At 41.0% G+C, this 16061-nt stretch carries 9 protein-coding genes and 2 pseudogenes; 2 read left to right on the top strand and 9 right to left on the bottom strand.

The features are described from left to right. Positions 1 to 38: 38 nt before the first annotated feature. Entirely contained in the window at positions 39 to 1718 is a 1680-nt protein-coding gene (locus ACYIAR_RS03095; RefSeq protein ID WP_480332113.1) for a RagB/SusD family nutrient uptake outer membrane protein, read from the top strand. Positions 1719 to 1800: 82 nt separating this feature from the next. Here ACYIAR_RS03095 and ACYIAR_RS03100 read toward each other — a convergent pair. After that, positions 1801 to 3078 (bottom strand): annotated as a pseudogene (locus tag ACYIAR_RS03100) (cytochrome c biogenesis protein); the annotation flags it as partial. A gap of 96 nt (positions 3079 to 3174) precedes the next feature. Here ACYIAR_RS03100 and ACYIAR_RS03105 point away from each other — a divergent pair. Continuing rightward, positions 3175 to 3945, top strand: a complete 771-nt coding sequence (locus ACYIAR_RS03105; protein ID WP_270592782.1) for an IS5 family transposase — start codon at positions 3175 to 3177, stop codon at positions 3943 to 3945. Here ACYIAR_RS03105 and ACYIAR_RS03110 read toward each other — a convergent pair. From ACYIAR_RS03110 to ACYIAR_RS03145, 8 genes and pseudogenes are all read right to left on the bottom strand, one after another. After that, the gene (locus ACYIAR_RS03110) at positions 3851 to 5095 is read right to left on the bottom strand and encodes a cytochrome c biogenesis ResB family protein (protein ID WP_480332114.1); all 1245 of its coding nucleotides are present in this window, start codon (positions 5093 to 5095) and stop codon (positions 3851 to 3853) included. The genes ACYIAR_RS03105 and ACYIAR_RS03110 overlap by 95 nt on opposite strands. Then, a complete protein-coding gene (locus ACYIAR_RS03115; RefSeq protein ID WP_480332115.1) occupies positions 5092 to 6087 on the bottom strand; it encodes a glycoside hydrolase family 43 protein in 996 nt (331 codons plus the stop codon). The genes ACYIAR_RS03110 and ACYIAR_RS03115 overlap by 4 nt, the downstream gene beginning before the upstream one ends. Positions 6088 to 6129: 42 nt before the next feature. After that, on the bottom strand, positions 6130 to 7347 hold the full coding sequence (locus tag ACYIAR_RS03120; protein WP_480332116.1) for an L-serine ammonia-lyase: 1218 nt from the start codon (positions 7345 to 7347) through the stop codon (positions 6130 to 6132). A 254-nt stretch (positions 7348 to 7601) separates the two neighbouring features. Next, positions 7602 to 8951, bottom strand: coding sequence for a Gfo/Idh/MocA family protein (locus ACYIAR_RS03125; RefSeq protein ID WP_480332117.1), 1350 nt, complete (start codon positions 8949 to 8951; stop codon positions 7602 to 7604). A gap of 78 nt (positions 8952 to 9029) precedes the next feature. Further along, positions 9030 to 11072, bottom strand: a complete 2043-nt coding sequence (locus ACYIAR_RS03130; RefSeq protein ID WP_480332118.1) for a beta-L-arabinofuranosidase domain-containing protein — start codon at positions 11070 to 11072, stop codon at positions 9030 to 9032. 63 nt (positions 11073 to 11135) lie between these two features. Further along, positions 11136 to 13085, bottom strand: a complete 1950-nt coding sequence (locus ACYIAR_RS03135) for a hypothetical protein (protein ID WP_480333540.1) — start codon at positions 13083 to 13085, stop codon at positions 11136 to 11138. An 87-nt stretch (positions 13086 to 13172) separates the two neighbouring features. Next, positions 13173 to 14165 (bottom strand): annotated as a pseudogene (locus tag ACYIAR_RS03140) (family 43 glycosylhydrolase); the annotation flags it as partial. Then, positions 14156 to 16012: a glycoside hydrolase family 127 protein gene (locus ACYIAR_RS03145; protein ID WP_480332119.1), complete on the bottom strand. Its 1857-nt coding sequence runs from the start codon at positions 16010 to 16012 to the stop codon at positions 14156 to 14158. The gene ACYIAR_RS03145 and the pseudogene ACYIAR_RS03140, both read right to left, overlap by 10 nt. Positions 16013 to 16061 lie beyond the last annotated feature (49 nt).

The raw sequence follows: 16061 nt of genomic DNA on the forward strand, positions 1-16061 counted from the left end.
AATATTGAGTTACCGGAACCACAAAATATAATATTGTCATGAAAATGAATTTTTACACAAAAAGCGCAATCATAGCTTTTGCCGGAACTCTAATGATGAGTTCTTGCGCAGATAAACTTAATATAACCGACCCAAACAAGTTCACTGATGAGCAGATTGAAGATATCCTTATGAACGGAACAGATGCTCAGAGAGAAATGATTCTTGGCGGATTAGCAGCAAACATGCCCGGACAGCTCTGCCGCAGAGACAACAAAATGTACGGCGGTTTCAGCAACATGACTTACGACAACGAATGGGCTTTTGCCATGATGAGAGATTTGCAATGTGGAGACATTGTCTATGGCGACACAAGGAACACAGCCGGCTGGGGAAGATACTATCGTAATGATCCTTCGCTTATGTATTGGGAATCAAACCAAGTTGAATCGTGCTACGGATATTGGGTTGGTCCTTCGCTTATTATAAACGAGGCAAACAAAGTTCTTATGTATTTGTCGGACGATATAGTTTCTGCCTCTGCCCTGCTCAAGAAATACAAAGCACAATGTCTGACTATACGTGCATTCGGATATATGGAGCTGATGGAACGTTTCACCAAATCCTATCTTCACGGCGGAAAGGAAGGAACAGGAATGCCTATCTATACCAAATATGCATATAATGAGCCTGTTGCACCTTCATCTGCCGAAGAAACATGGAATTTCATAAAAGAAGACCTGAACCAGGCTGTAGAGCTGTTTGGTGAATCAAACTTTGGTAACGGAGGTTATACAATAGGAAATACTCAAACCGAAGTTTATGATATTGACCTTGGAATAACTCAATATATGGTGGCACGTGCTGCATTGCAAACCGGAGATTATCAATCCTGCATAACAGCATGCAAGGATATATTGGATCATTACGGATGGAAATTCATAGAAGAAAAACATTATGGAGCAGCCAATAGCAGAGTAAAAGCTATATGCGAGAAGAAAGATGATGTTTTCGCTGACGACAATGCTTTTATGTCTGTAGCTGTAAATCCTGAATGTATGTTCGGATGGACCAACGACAGTAATCAATATCCATGGTTCTATCTTGACCCATTCAACAGTTCAAATGGCGGATATGGTGAAGATTATATGCAGATTGACGATGTCCTGTACAGTAAATTCGCCGACACCGACTATCGCAAAGAGCGATTTACGACTGAGATAAACGAGTTCCCTTATTTCGAAATCGTTTCCAACGACACTGTGTGGTATCCGAAAAATATTCCTGCATTTACATCTCTGAAATGGGCTGCCAGCATCGCTTCCGATCAGGACAAAAGAACACACGACAAGACAAATTCCGATGTGATTCTGTTCCGTACATCCGAAGTTCTGCTTATGCTTGCTGAAGCACAGGCAGTGTCAGGAGATGAAAATGGCGCAAAAGAAACTCTCAACAAACTTCTGGCTGCAAGAACCAAGGCCGAAGCAACTCCTCTTACTTGCGACACTTATCCTTCAATGCAGGGTAAATCTGCTTTGGAAATGGTAAAACTTCAGTGGAGAATGGAAATGTGGGCAGAAAACGGTGTGAATTTCTTCAACCATAAAAGATGGAACGAAGCTCCGGTTTATGAAGGAAGTAATCATTGGAGCGACAAAACTTCTGTCACTATTGAACATATGACTTGGGATATTCCAGATAAGGAAACTCAGACTAATCCAAACTGGGGTAAATAAAAAAAGAAACAAGTTGACAAGTGAACAAGTTGACAAGGAAATAATAAACCTTGTCAACTTACATTCTTGTCAACTCGTTTCTTTATTTTCTATATTTCAATCCGGCAGCAATGCCAATAAGCACCACCAGTCCTATGCCTGAATATATATATACAAACAATCCGTTGATATTGTCATTCTCACCATATGAGTGCATTCCACTAAGGAAATAATTCACGCCAAAGAATGTCATCAATACAGAGAGGAATGCTATTACCGATAGAAAATTAAATGACCATTTGTTATGCAACTTTGGCAACAGACGCAAATGCGACACAAGCGCATAAACAATCATTGTTATCAGAGCCCAAGTTTCTTTCGGGTCCCAGCCCCAATATCTTCCCCAAGATTCATTTGCCCATATTGCTCCCAAGAATGTACCAATAGTCATAAGAACAAGTCCTATCAACATTGCCATCTCATTAATAACAGTCAGCTCCTCAATTCTTGCCGAAACAAGAGCTTTATTCTTTTCGTTGCGTACGATAATCAGAACCATATTTGTCAGACCAATCAGGCAACAAATGCCGAAGAATCCATATGCAGCAACAATGACCGCCACATGAAACATAAGCCATGGCGACTTAAGAACAGGAACCAACGGACTTATCTGCGGATCCATCCAGCTCAATCCGGACACGAAGAGGATAATGCCACCGAACAAAGTTGCCAAAGCCATCGTCATTACACTTTTGCGCATAAATACAAGTCCGGCGAGTACAGTAGCCCAAGCTACATAAACCATTGTTTCGTAAGAATTACTCCACGGAGCATAGCCTGCAATATACCATCGGAATCCCATTCCATAAATGTGATATGCGAACACCAGTAAAATACCGGCTATCAAAACTCCACCTGCAATCTTTATCCAAGAACGATAATTGAACAGCGATACAAAAGCCAACACAAGCAATAACCCACCCAGAATAAGATATCCTTTCTTGCAAGTTCTGAACACATCCAAATTATTATACTTTATCTCTGCTTTTATCTTATCTGTGCTGAAATCGGGAATGCCGTTTTTCTTTTCCTGATATAGTTTTATGCCTTCAAGCAATTCGTCAGCTTTTGCCCAGTCCGAAGTCTGCAGACCTTTCTGCACTTCCTGAATATACCATGGGAAAACCATAGCCACGAACAACGAATCCTTTCCTGAGAATGAAGACAAATCATCTCCCGGCGCATACCATTTATGTTCCGGATGTTCTTCCTGAGGGAAAATTTGAATCAGCTGGAAATTCATAAGCTGATAAATAAGATTAGCCTGTTCATCCAGCTTTAGCAAATCCTTGTCCAAGCGAGTGCGCTGTGCAGGCATCTTCTGAGAATCTGTTTAAATTTATTTATAATTAGTTGTAAATCAGTAGGTTAATTGGAATTTTTTTCGTAACTTTATGATTATCAAGACATTAAAGTTATGCATAAGTACCCAACCAACCTGACTGATAAACAGTGGCAAGTTATAAAAAATATGTTAGACCCCAAAGAAAGATTCAGAAAATATTCACTGCGCTCTGTTTTTGACGGCATCCTGTACATCGTGAAGACCGGCGTGCAGTGGAGAATGCTCCCATCGGATTTCGCTCCGTGGCAGACAGTGTATTACTATTTCAGCAAGTGGAAGAACGAGGGCCTGCTTGAAGAGATCTTCGACACCCTCCGCGGCATTGTCCGCCGTCTTTCGGGCAGGGCGGAGAGTCCCAGCCTTGGGATCATCGACTCAAGGAGTGTCAGGACCTCCCATCATATTGATGGTCAAAGGGGAATAGACGGAAACAAAAAGATAAAGGGCAGGAAGGAGCACATAGTGGTTGACACACTGGGGCTGCCCATGTCAGTGAGAGTCCATCCGGCAAATGTCCATGACAGCGTAGGGGCGGAAGAGGTGTTCGAATCCATGAGATACAAATTCCCGGGGCTGAAACGGATTCTGGCGGACGGAGGTTACAGGGGCGAGACTGTCAGGAACACGGTCAAGAGACTGCTGCATTGCGACCTGGATGTCGTACTCAGGTCCGACAAACGGACGGACAGATTTGTCCCCATGCCAAAAAGATGGATTGTCGAGCGCACTTTCTCATGGCTCGAGAACTTCAGGAGACTGACCATTGACTATGAATACAGGGCCGATACGCACGAAGCCATGATGCATATCGCTGCCATAAAATTATTTTTGAATAAAATTTAAACAGTTTCTGATAAACTTCTTCCAAATCTTTCTGCAGCTTATAGGCGCCGTTGGAATCAAACAATTCCACATAAGCACATATATTTTCAGTAAGATTATACTTTGATGAAATATCCTTGCTTGGCAAACTTATGAACGGCACCTGAACCCACATATTAGGCATAGCCAGAAAACTAAGAAGAAACTGGTCTGAATTCAGTCCCTTAAAATTATCTTCGTTATAAATCTTCCTCAATATCTCAGAAGAGAAAGTATTCATCGGAATCATTCTTCCGGAAATAGACTGAACTGGAAGTTCTCCGAAAAGCTCAGCCTTATCAACAGGCACTGATTTTTCCAGCAAAACCTTTTCTATCTGTGATTTAGCATTTACATACGAAGCAGACATGGCGATAAGAAGAATCACACACGAAATTTTTCCAGCCGATTCTCTGATTCTCTTCAGTTGTCTGTTCAATTGCATAAATCGTGAATTAGGCTCAACAAGGCAAATTATCAGACCCAGGAACAACAAGGCATAACCAACATATGTGATTGTACGTCCGGCAACATCTCTGCTCACAGAAAGCACTGTGCCAAGCTCATCCCTGTCATACGAAGCCTGAAAGAAACGATAACCCTTCAAGTCAAGAACATTATTCATATAAATCCTCTCCTGGCGCTTTTGGCCGTCCACATACACATTCACCTTACTCTCGTAGGAAGAAGGGCTTGACGAACCGGGATATCTTGTAAGGATAAAATCCGTCAGCTCCACATCAAAAGGAAGATTATGAGTTGTTACTCCCTTGGATGTACGGATTTCCATTACACTTGTTTTCTCTCCTTCACGGATATGCATGATGCCTTCTTCGCTGAACACATGCGAAACAAAGGCACCACACAAAATTACTATAAACGAAAAGTGAGTTATTATCGCTCCCCATTTCTTACGGCTGAACAATGAATACTTTCTTGTCATAAACAAGAAATTGACAATCATAAGAAGCTGCAATAAAATGAATAAAGGCGAATAATAAACAATTGATTTAGCGGCGACTGTCCCCATATATTTCTCAATAAATGTAGCGACAGCCAGTCCAACTGCATATATTATCATAAGCACGGCGGCAGTTACCGCCGACGATAGCAGATTTTCTATTTTCCTCATTTAGTCAACTTTTTTTCACTTACACCCTCATTTGTTATTTTGATAGGATTGATATAACCTTTCTCATCGAAAGTCATTCTCTCTATACATGTGTAACGGTGATGTCCGTTTTCATCGTTCAACGGATGACGGTGATAAACTATATAATATTCATCTGTTCCCGGAATGTTGATAATAGAGTGATGTCCGGCTCCAGTTCCAATTTCCGGATCCTGCTGCAGAACTACACCAATTCGCTCAAACGGACCGAAAGGAGAATCACAGATTGCATAAGCTACACAATAGTCCGGACCAAACCATCCGCCTTCGCTCCACATAAAATAATATTTTCCGTTTCTCTTGAACATTGTCGGACCTTCCACGTAATTTTCCGGTGTAATTTCCTTATAGTATTCACCATCATCAAATGGCTTCAAACCTGTAAAGTCATCTTTCAGGCGCACCAAATTACAATGTTTCCATCCGCCATAATACATATAGTATTCACCATTTTCACAGAATACATACTGGTCGATAGGTTGTGCACCGTTCACGATATCATTAATCAAAGGTTTGCCCAGCAAATCCTTATATGGACCTTCCGGCTTGTCGCTGACAGCAACACCAATTCCGCCAACTTCACCTTCATGCACATCATTCGCTGCAAAGAAAAAGTAATATTTTCCATCCTTGCGAATAACAGATGGAGCCCACATAGCTCGCTTAGCCCATTTTACTTCAGCTGTGTCGATTATAGAACTATGTTTTGTCCAATTCACCAAATCTTTAGAAGAGAAGCAATCAAAGAAAGTCTGTTTTTCATATTCAGCACTATAAGTCGGATAAATCCAATATGTGTCATCATATATTATAGCTTCCGGGTCAGCATACCAACCTTCGAAAACCGGATTTCCACTTTTCTTCTCAACCACTGTTTCCTGATTTTTCGTCTGTGAGCATGCAATGCCCAACAAAGGGAAAATCAAAGCCATCAACTTATAAAAATTTCTCATTGTATATGATTTAGGATAAAATAAAAATAACAATCTATTTTCTTAATTAAAGTGTTCTTCCATATGTTTAGCCAATCCGCCTTCAGAAGTTTCCTTATACAAAGAAGGAAGGTCTTTTCCCGTCTGTCGCATCACTTCCACAACCTGGTCGAAGCTTACACGGTGCTTTCCGTCCGAGAAAGTAGAGAATGTATTTGCATCAAGAGCTCTAGCCGCAGCAAAAGCATTTCTCTCGATACACGGAATCTGAACCAGACCACACACCGGGTCACAAGTTAATCCAAGGTGATGTTCCAGTCCCATTTCGGAAGCATATTCAATCTGAGCAGGTGTTCCACCAAACAGCTGACTTGCTGCTCCAGCAGCCATAGCACAAGCAACACCAACTTCACCCTGGCAACCAACTTCTGCTCCAGAAACCGAAGCATTAGTTCTAACAACATTGCCAAATAGTCCGGCAGTAGCCAAAGCTCTCAATATTCTTGAGTCTCTAAATTCACGAGTTTCTTTAAGATGATATAATACGGCAGGCATAACACCACACGAACCACATGTAGGAGCAGTCACAATCTCGCCACCACAAGCATTTTCTTCAGAAACAGCAAGTGCATATGCATAAACCAGACCTCTACTCTTTATACTATTACCAAAACCTTTAGCACGAATCATATAATCAGAAGCTTTGCGACGTATACCAAGTCCTCCTGGAAGAATACCTTCAGCCTCAAGACCTCTGCGCACTGCAGCTTGCATAACGTCCCACACTTCAGCAAGATAATCCCAAATTTCAGAACCTTCACGCATGCCAACATATTCCCAATATGAATGACCTGTTGACTCACACCAATTCTGTATTTCACGGATCGTACTCATTTCATATATCTCAGCAGCTTTCTGCTCATTATATTCTTCATTAGCCAATGTCCCTCCGCCAATACTGAAAATAGTCCAACTGTCCAACACTGTTCCATCCTGAGAAAAAGCCTGAAACAACATTCCATTAGGGTGAAATGGGAGGAACACCTTAGGTTCCCATATTATATCTACCGGAGCTTTCGGAGTAAGGACTTCAAGTATTGCCGCATCCGTCATATGGCCTTTGCCTGTTGCTGCCAAACTACCATATAAAGTTACTGACAGTTTCTTATAATCCATGCCACATATTCTCTCAAGAAACATTTTAGCAGCACGGCGCGGACCCATTGTATGACTACTGGATGGTCCATTTCCTATTCGATATATTTGTTTAATTGATTCCATATTCAAAGTGTTTAGAAAATTAATTTATAATTGCACACAAAGATATGGAGAAACAGATAATTTTTTACTATAGCACCAAAGATTTTACATATCCGGTTTATTAAAGTTAACAAGGCTTCAAAAAGACAAGTTGACAAGAACAAGCAACTATTACTTTTCTATACTAAATATAAGAAAAATCCGTTCAAATGCTTTTCCTGTCAACTTGTCAACACTTCAACCGTAAGGTTAGTTTACAAAACTTAAGATCCTATTTATTCATCCCAATACGGCAATTTATAAGGATTACGATAGTCATAATGATACAACCTGTGGGCTTCTGCTTCCTTGTCATTTCCGAAACTCAAAGTTGCAGGATCCCAATTTACAGGGCGACGCAGTTCATGTGCAATATTATTCAGACAACACATTATATTCGTACTACATCCAACCTCTACCGGAGCGATAGGGATTTCACGTGAACGCACACAGTCAACAAAGTTCTGCATATGTGACGGTTTCTTGAATCTATCTTCTCCAATTTCCTTCAATACCGAAGGATCTGAACATTCAATAAATCCGCGTGCTACTTTCAACCAACCTTTAGTACCAAAGAATTTTATACCTTTTTCATTTGGATCTGGCTTTCCGTCTTTCCAGTCATCAATGATTTGTTCTGTAACAACAATACCATTTGCATATTTCATTGTACAATGCTTTGTTCCGTTATATCCTTTAGGAATATATTCTGAAGGTCCTGATCCATCCATACCAAGAGCTGCTTGTGTTATATCATAATGATGTGCACCCCAGTCGCCGGTAAAACCATTTCCTGTTTCCTGATAATAACGCCATACAGCCCAAGGTCCTGTTTCTTTCATCTCAGGATTATCAATAGGAGGACACATATCTGGATGATAATGAACTTTAGGACTTGTCAACGGTCCCATCCATCGGTTAAAGTTCAAAGATGCAGGAACAGGGAATTCAGGCAAATCAAAAGGAACAGGAGGTTCTCCAATCTGGACCTGAACACTCTCAATATGCCCAATCATTCCAGAACGTACAATATAAATTGCCTTCTGGAATTCACTGTCCGAACGCTGCTGACTGCCAACCTGTAATACACGGTTGTTTGCCCTAACTGCTCTTTTCACTGCAAGACTCTCTGATATTGTATAAGTCAAAGGCTTCTGTAGATAAACATCTTTTGATGCCTGGCACGCATGAATAGCTGCAAGTGCATGCCAATGGTCTGGAGTAGCTATCGAAACGACATCGATATCTTTTCTATCCAGCAAATCTTCATAAAATTCATATGAGTCACATCTCTGATTCCAACCTGCCTCCTTCTGCCATTCCATAACCTTCTTTGCAAATCTGGCAGTCTTCAGCGAATCTACATCACAGCCTGCCACAACCTGCACTCCCGGACATTTACTTGCCGCGTAGAAATCACTCAATCCTTGTCTGCCCAAACCGATGAACCCCATGACAACCCTGTCACTCGGCGCAAATTTTTGTCCGTTTACAGACCAACTAGGAAGGATTGTAAAACTAGCCAAGCCTAACGCTGACAAACCAAGGAACTCTCGTCTGTTCAATTTTTCTAAATTCTTTTTCATGATTCTAATAGTATTTTAATTCGATTTATATGGTTAATAAATGAAATATTTCTAAGTCTTCTTTATTAAATCGTCATTCTATCTCCTTACCGGAAATTCAGCAACACGCAATGTAGTACAACCAAATGGAATCAATTCAATAGTTTTCTCACCAATAACATCAGCGTCCATCTGTGTATAATATGCAACCGGACCCACTGAACCATTCACAAGTTTCCAGTCTTTAAGTATCTTTGCCTTAGTTCGGATAACAATAGGTGCATTATCCACATTCCACGGATAAGAATTCTTTCCTTGCTTTTTCTCCTCAACAATGAATGATTCCTTTATCTTATCCTTAGCCAATGCTGATGCAGAAAGAGCAAAATTCCACGGAGTGTCCGACGTCACTTCATAATAACTGTCACCATACTTAGTTCTGTATTCTTTTTCAAACTCTTTTTTAATCCATTTCTCATTCATCTTAAGAGCATAAATTAGAGGACCACGCTCAATCACTGCACCATTATCATACCAACAGCTGACAGAAACTTCCATCGGCAGATTCAATGTCAACCTGTCACCACTTTTCCATTCCCGGTAAACTTCAGCCACCTCCCCAGAATGTATGTCGATATCCAATTTTTCTCCGTTAACCATTATCTCTGCATTTGCACACCATGCTGGTATTCTGAGATGAAACGGGAAGCACACCTTATCCTTATCATCAAGTGACACAAGAAAATCAATCTTTTCGTCAAAAGGATAATCAGTTTCTTCTGTAATCCTAACACCAACACCATTGGCAACTTTCACACTAACTTCCGACGGAGCGTAAACTAGTGCTGCAACACCACGGTCCTCAGTAGCATACCAAAGATTCTGTACTAGCTTAGGCCAACCCTGATGCAAGTTGGAAGTACAACAAGGATATCCCGTAAGCACTCCAAAAAGCAAATCCGTATCATCATGTGGAGTAGAAAATTCTCTTACATCTCGAGTTACACTTACCTGATTAAACTGCTGATAATACTGGCGCGCATCATAGTTGTCAGTCACCTGCGTAGGAAGCACATTATATGCAATCTTTTCCAAATAATCAGCCCATTCCACACCACCTGTAATCTCCAGAATCTTCTCAAGAGAAAACATCATCTCAACAGCTGTACAAAGCTCTGAACCTGCAGTAGGCTTTCCAAAACGCAATAATTCATCACCGCCCCACAAACCAGTTGGCAAACCTATAGTATTACGAATCTGCGATACAGCCTTTCGCATTGCATCCAACTGACATTCATCCTTACACTGCTGGTAATAAACCACCGGTTCCTTGAACCCCTGTGCCAGATTTACACAATGCAGACTATGTTGACGAATAAGATGATCTCCTTCCAGGAAGACATCAGTCCAGTTGAATGTCTGACTATGAATCAATTCCCCAAGTTCTAGCAGAAACTTGTCTCCAGTTATATTATACAGCCAATAAACAACCATCAGATTATCTCCGCCTCGTTGTTCTCCCCAGAAAGTCCAATGACCTAAAGGACTTTCCGGAAGTTTTTCCAGCTGATATCTGAAATATTTCGTCAGGAAATCAATTACTCTTTCATCTTCTGTAGCCATATAATACTGCTGCATAATCTTCAGCATCACCATCTTTGGCCACCAGTCGTGTGCATTGTCACGTTGTAAACCAGCCTCATAAGGACGGTCTGTGTCCGGACCAAAATATCCGTTTTCTTTCTGAGAGGCAAGCGACCATTCAATCCACGGCTTAACCTTTGCTATCAGTTCCTCATCATTCAGGATATATGCCAAAGGTAGCAAACCGTCAATCCAATACGGACCGCGTTCCCATACATCACCGTCACCGCCAAGCCATCCGTTCCGGCTACCCATAACATGCTCATATACTTTATCGAGATGACCTGTCATTCCATTCTTCATTCTAAGAAGCTGCTCATGCATCCATCCTTCGGCTTTTATACTGCCCAATGGCAATTCCATATAGTCCTTTTTAACCAAAGGATATCTGTTATTTATATAATTGTCGCAACTCACAACCTCTGTTTCCGGTGTAGCTGAGGCTGTTCCAATCAACGAAGAGACAGCCATTATCGCTAAACATAGTGTTTTTTTCATAAGTAACAATTCAAAATTAATTTTTTATTTAAATATCCAATTGTGGGCAAGTTTGCACAAAACTCACTTTAGAAATTTCTCAGCACGACCAGGAGAAAGCAACTCCCACAATGAAGCAACTGTCCATCCCGGACCAAATATATCATTATAAAAGCCTTTGCCATTCTTTCCATAATCCCAATTTGTGTGCTGCACCACTTCCGGATAAAATCCCTTCTTGGCAATGTTGCACATATGACCATCATAAGGTAACAACTGCCTCATAGATGAATCAATAACATTGGCAAAGTCAGCAAATCTGCTCTCGCCAAACTCAACAGACAGCCAGCGTAACACATTCACAAAGTCAAAGACAAAGACATCAATATGATTATTCTCCACTGAGACATTTCCCCAACCTCTGGTTTTTAGTCCTAAATCACCAAGCATCTGTCCCGGAGCAAAAGGAACATCCCAAGTGTAATACCACGACAAGGCAAAGCATGCAGCCTTTCTTGCCAGTTCAGCATAATGCTCATGATCCTTTCCTTTCGACACTAATGCCAAATAATATGATGCAGAACAAGCATAAAGAGAAGCCTCCTTATCCTCACAGTTTGCATCAAGAGTAGAAGAGAAATAGTCCGACTTAGATATTATCTCTTTCTCCAAATAATCCACTGCTTTGCGGGCTGCATTCAAATATTTCGTTTCATTGAAGAACTTATAGCCCATCACCAGCGGCAACACAGCCGATGGAGTGCTACCACCACTCTTGTCAACGATGCTCATGTCGTTTCTGAATTTTCTCGGAAAACTTCCGTCCTCATTCTGCAATTGAAGAAACAAGTCCAAGATACGGCGGATTTTCTCGTTCCATTCAGAGTGCTTCCTTCCATTCTGTTTCTCGTGATTCAGATAATACAATATGGCATATACACCTTCTGACTGACGGCGTATACTGTTTAAGTCAGCATCATATTTATGTTCAAACTTAACAACTTCACGCAGGAAGCCACTATCGGAGAATCCTTTTTCTTTATAAGAATCAAACACAGAGCGTGCATCTGCTACCATTTCCTCATCATTCTTAGACTCACCATATTCCAAAGCATTGAAAGCATTCAAAAGAGTGCGGCCAATAAATCCAACCTCAGCAATATCATTAGGCTCACAAGTAGCTGTTTCCAGTTCCACTCCTGAATAATATTTCAATTCATATTTGTCAACATAACTTTCCTTAAAATAATTGCTCAGCACACTTTTCATATATTCAGTATCATATGCTGTTTCCACCGGCATAGGCTTGTAAAGGTCAAAACATTCTTTCCATGTTTTCTCAACGACATCAGAATATTTATCACTTTTCTCCTCCGATATAATCCATGAAAAAGAACAAGTTTCACCTTTCGGCAAATAGCAGAATGTTTCTATCTCAGGAACAAGAGTAAGTTTCCTGATATAACTGGACGGAGATTCGCAATACGGAAAACCGAACGACAGACAAGATTCTCCATTATCATTCTCAAAACCTACATAACCTATTGAAGAAACACCTGAAAGAATCACTTCTCCACTTTTATGTGAAGTCATAGCATCCTTTCCTTCTCCTTCCGGTACACGGAAAACTGACATTGATTTTTTCTCCTTTTCATCATAAATTACAGTTACAGGAGAACTCAATCTGTCTTCACGCACTACCCAGCTATCCGAAGTATAGAACGACGGAGCCTCTTTCGGCGAGCGTAAATTCTTCCTATACCAGAAGCCCGGCATCAGAAACATACAATCGTCATGTCTGTATCCGGTCTTAACCTTATGCTTGTAATTAAAATATATATCATCAGTAGCTACTATCATAACCTTAAGCCTTTTCTTGCCTCCGGTTGTATCAATGCTATTATACACAAATGCCGGAATATCAGCACCAGGAACCAGACGGAAATCCATACCGCCTTCGCCTCCGCTCTTAAATTCAAGATGATAATCCTTTGCCGGATTTCCTGGAGTTTTAAGGCTAATCACTGCTTCCATTCCGTTCGAAAGATTTACCGGAGATGTTACAACCGGAGCCTCAGCCTTATCCGATGGCTGCAAGTTCTCAACATAAGGCCAACCGTCCTTATCCCATAACACCTTGTCAAGAAGCACCTGCCTGTGAGCATCAAGCCTGTCGAGCTCAAAGGCATGATAAAGCATCCATGTGTTTCCCTCATCATCAACCTGCAGCAATGAATTATGACCAGTCCCTACAAAGCGATTATTCTTATGAAGCACAACTTCATGCTTGTTGTCCATCATGCTACCGCCTTTTCTGTCTAAATATGGTCCAAACAAACTTTTCGAGCGTCCAACCACAGTTGTATATGTACTTTTCTCACCCTCACAACATGAACCAATCGAACCGAACAAATAATAATAACCGTCTTTCTTCCATAAGTTTATTCCTTCATAGGCATTTCCAGCAATCTGCTTTTTAGTTTCCAGTTTCGGAGTGATATCCATATTGCTGTTTATATCCAGTTCCATTATATATATTCCTCGGAAACTTCCCCACAGCATATAATATTTACCATTCTCCTCATAAAAGAACTGGTCGATTGAATTTTCCACATCTACATCACGGCTGTTGAATACCTTTCCCTTAGGCACAAAAGGACCAACAGGCGAATCAGACACAGCATATCCCACTGTGCTTATCCAATGATTACCCCATTCGGCAAGAGAATAGAACAATACATATTTTCCATTTATATACTGTATATCCGGAGCCCATATTGCAGCCTTCTTTCCTTCAGGATTATTATCTACAAAATTCGGACGAGTCGCATCGGTAAAAGCCGTTCCCACTTCAACCCAGTCAACCAGGTTATCAGACCTGAATATCGGAAGATTCTTTATATCTTCAGTCGAATACAAATAATAATAACCATCACCAGCCTTTATCGCTGTTGGGTCCGGAGCAGAAATCCGAATAACCGGATTTGTATAATATTCTTTACCCTCTTTATTTTCCAAAACTGTGCTCGCATCAGCCGCACAAAGCAGCGAAAATCCCGCCGCTAAAATCAACATTCCTGATAATACAAACTTTCGTCTCATAATTATTTCCATTCCAACCAAACTTTCATCTTTCCTGCCGAGCGATTATCCCACGCATAATAAGGCACAAACAAAATATTTTTGTCGTCTGTTTTAGCTTTAATCACCTTTACTCCGCCAAGCAAATCCGGAACATCAGCAACTTCAAATGACGAAGAGTCATTCAAGTGGAGCGAATCAAAACCAGTACCATTGTCCACTTCTTCAATACAATATACAAGCGGTCCTCTCTGAATAGCCCTCTTTCCAACGTTTTCCTTAACTCTCGGGTCTGACTCCATAATTTCCACAGGCATTGCCATATCCAGTGTCACAACATCTCCAGGGTTCCATTCCTTAATCACAGCATATCCTTTCTCTACATCAGCGTCCACAGCCTTACCATCAACACTCAAGCTGTATTCATCGCACCATTCCGGAATACGGATTCGCAAATCCTTGTCAATATCATTCTCTGCCGAAACTGTCAGGTTCACCTTTCCTTCCCATGGATAAGATGTTTCCTGATGCAGCTTCACTTCCTTACCATCAATATCAACAACTGTTGTATTTCCTATAAACAGATTCACCCATAAAGCATCCTTTGAAACTCCATAAATATAATTTCCAATCGACGGAAGAAAACGTGAAATCTGACTCGGACAGCAGGCACAACCATACCATTCCTTACGATTATGATTACCTTTTGACTCCAAAGGATTCACATAGAAAAATCTATCACCGGCAAGTGACACACCTGCCAGCGCACCATTATACATAGAACGTTCCAGAACATCCACATATTTCGAATCTCCTGTAAACTGATTCATTCTCTGATTCCAAAAAACCATTCCTACAGAAGCACAAGTCTCACAATAAGCCTCAAGATTAGGCAAGTCATAATCAACAGTGAAACCTTCATTATGTCCGGACGAACCTATTCCGCCTGTAATATACATATTGCGATGCACCACATCATCCCACAATTTGTTCATCGCCTCAACATATCCGGTATCGTTCTTCAATGCGGCAACATCTGCCATTCCACAATACAGATACATACATCTTACAGCGTGTCCTGAAATACTTTCCAGGTCACGAACCGGAACCACATCCTGATAATACTCCTTGTTCCACTCGCCTTCGCCGCCCATGCTGCCATAGCCATGTCCGCGCTCCTCAAGCAACCAGTTAGCGAAATCCAAATATTTCGTCTCGCCAGTAGTTTCATATAATTTCACCAAAGCAAGCTCAATCTCCTCATGACCCGGAACCCAATTTCTTTTTCCCGGACCGAACACACTCATCATATGGTCAGCCATACGAATACTCACATCCAGCAACTTTCTCTTTCCCGTAGCCTTATAATAAGCCACAGCAGCTTCAATCATATGACCAGCACAATACATCTCGTGCTTATCCATATTAGTCCATCTTTTGTCCAGCCCCGTAAGAGTATAATACGTATTGATATATCCGTCAGGTTGCTGAGCCGCCGCCATTTTGTCAATCCATTCATCCGCCTTCTTTTCCAGCTCTGCATCAGGATTGTTTATCAGGCTATAAGCAATACCTTCCAAAGCCTTATACACATCCGAATCATCAAAAAAGATACCGGAATGCTTGCCTTCGCCCTTTGCTGCATTCTCAAAGTTCTTTATTCGCCCTGTCTGATTTTCAATCTGGTCAATACACACCGGCAATGTCGCTGAGGTATGTTTTTCCAAACGAGGATACCAAAACGAATCCTCAATTTTCACATGTGAAAAATCAATCTGACTTATTTTCTTTAACGGTGCATCATCCTGCTGCACATCTTTCGGACCAGTACAGCAAACAAACAAAAATGAAATAACAGATAAGGTAACAATTTTCTTCATGATATTATTTATTCATATTTATTTAACTTGGTTTCAGAGGATGAGTCGA

It is taken from the genome of Parabacteroides sp. KHUB-01 (genome assembly GCF_056640935.1).

What these genes read in the sequence shown, in the direction of transcription:
- ACYIAR_RS03095 (WP_480332113.1), top strand. Translation starts at nt 39, where the DNA reads ATGAAAATGAATTTTTACACAAAAAGCGCAATCATAGCTTTTGCCGGA.
- ACYIAR_RS03105 (WP_270592782.1), top strand. Translation starts at nt 3,175, where the DNA reads ATGCATAAGTACCCAACCAACCTGACTGATAAACAGTGGCAAGTTATA.
- ACYIAR_RS03110 (WP_480332114.1), bottom strand. Translation starts at nt 5,095, where the DNA reads ATGAGGAAAATAGAAAATCTGCTATCGTCGGCGGTAACTGCCGCCGTG.
- ACYIAR_RS03115 (WP_480332115.1), bottom strand. Translation starts at nt 6,087, where the DNA reads ATGAGAAATTTTTATAAGTTGATGGCTTTGATTTTCCCTTTGTTGGGC.
- ACYIAR_RS03120 (WP_480332116.1), bottom strand. Translation starts at nt 7,347, where the DNA reads ATGGAATCAATTAAACAAATATATCGAATAGGAAATGGACCATCCAGT.
- ACYIAR_RS03125 (WP_480332117.1), bottom strand. Translation starts at nt 8,951, where the DNA reads ATGAAAAAGAATTTAGAAAAATTGAACAGACGAGAGTTCCTTGGTTTG.
- ACYIAR_RS03130 (WP_480332118.1), bottom strand. Translation starts at nt 11,072, where the DNA reads ATGAAAAAAACACTATGTTTAGCGATAATGGCTGTCTCTTCGTTGATT.
- ACYIAR_RS03135 (WP_480333540.1), bottom strand. Translation starts at nt 13,085, where the DNA reads ATGGAAGCAGTGATTAGCCTTAAAACTCCAGGAAATCCGGCAAAGGAT.
- ACYIAR_RS03145 (WP_480332119.1), bottom strand. Translation starts at nt 16,012, where the DNA reads ATGAAGAAAATTGTTACCTTATCTGTTATTTCATTTTTGTTTGTTTGC.